Source organism: Paenirhodobacter hankyongi (genome assembly GCF_003664585.1).
Classification (GTDB): domain Bacteria; phylum Pseudomonadota; class Alphaproteobacteria; order Rhodobacterales; family Rhodobacteraceae; genus Rhodobacter; species Rhodobacter hankyongi.
This window is the reverse complement of record NZ_RCHI01000049.1, coordinates 1-1,265: the sequence shown is the minus strand read 5'-3', so window position 1 is coordinate 1,265 and position 1,265 is coordinate 1. Positions and strand designations below refer to the sequence as shown.

The following is a 1,265-nucleotide window of genomic DNA, read 5'->3' as shown; positions in this document are numbered from 1 at the left end:
GGGATCGGGGGCGGCGGTCGGATCAGTCGACGATCGTCGCCTCGGTCGCGGCGCGCAGCTGCTCCTCGGTCACGCCATCGGCGAGCTCGACGATGTGCAGCCCCTTGTGCGTCACATCGAGCACGCCGAGATTGGTGATGATCCGGTCGACCACGCCCTGGCCGGTCAGCGGCAGGGTGCAGGCCTTCAGCACCTTCGACTCGCCGTGCTTGTTGGTGTGATCCATCACCACCACGACGCGCTTGACGCCGGCGACGAGGTCCATCGCACCGCCCATGCCCTTCACCAGCTTGCCCGGGATCATCCAGTTCGCCAGATCGCCCTTTTCGCTCACTTCCATCGCGCCGAGGATCGCCATCGCGATCTTGCCGCCGCGGATCATGCCGAAGCTGGTGGCGCTGTCGAAATAGGCGGTCTGCGGCAGTTCGGTGATCGTCTGCTTGCCGGCATTGATCAGGTCGGGATCCTCGTCGCCCTCATAGGGGAAGGGGCCCATGCCGAGCATGCCGTTCTCCGACTGCAGCGTCACGTTCACCCCCGCGGGGATGAAGTTCGGCACCAGCGTCGGGATGCCGATGCCGAGGTTCACATAGGTGCCGTCGTGCAGCTCGAGCGCGGCGCGCGCGGCCATCTGGTTGCGGTCCCAGCCCTTCACGAACTCGGCCATCACACTGCCTCCCGCTTGCGCACGGTGCGCTGTTCGATGCGTTTCTCATGCGTGCCCTGGATCAGCCGGTGCACGTAGATCCCGGGCAGATGGATCAGGTCGGGATCGATCGAGCCGGTCGGCACGATCTCCTCGACCTCCATCACGCAGACGCGCCCGCACATCGCCGCCGGCGGGTTGAAGTTGCGCGCGGTCTTGCGGAAGATCGCGTTGCCGCTCTCGTCCGCCTTCCAGGCCTTGACGATCGAGACATCGGCGACGATGCCGCGCTCGAGGATATAGGTCACGCCGTCGAAGTCCTTGTGCTCCTTGCCCTCGGCGACGACGGTGCCGACGCCGGTCTTGGTGTAGAAGCCCGGGATGCCGGCGCCGCCGGCGCGCATGCGCTCGGCCAGGGTTCCCTGCGGGTTGAATTCGAGCTCGAGCTCGCCCGAGAGGTATTGGCGCATGAATTCCGCGTTCTCGCCGACATAGGACGAGATCATCTTGCGGATCTGGCGGGTGTCGAGCAGCTTGCCGAGGCCGAAGCCGTCGACGCCGCAATTGTTCGAGGCGATGGTCAGGTCCTTGACCCCGCTTGCGACCAGCGCGTCGATCA

The 1,265-nt window shown here is 65.9% G+C and carries 2 protein-coding genes; both read right to left on the bottom strand.

What is annotated here, in order from left to right; all coding sequences use genetic code 11:
• Positions 1-22: 22 nt before the first annotated feature.
• Complete coding sequence (locus DYS74_RS18405; protein ID WP_121535065.1) at positions 23-667, bottom strand: 3-oxoacid CoA-transferase subunit B; 645 nt, start codon at positions 665-667, stop codon at positions 23-25.
• The coding region (locus DYS74_RS18400; RefSeq protein WP_147435542.1) for a CoA transferase subunit A at positions 667-1,265 on the bottom strand (599 nt) is incomplete at its 5' end. The genes DYS74_RS18400 and DYS74_RS18405, both read right to left, overlap by 1 nt.

Excerpts from the sequence above, each read along its gene's own strand:
- DYS74_RS18405 (WP_121535065.1), bottom strand. The coding sequence starts at position 667 with ATGGCCGAGTTCGTGAAGGGCTGGGACCGCAACCAGATGGCCGCGCGC.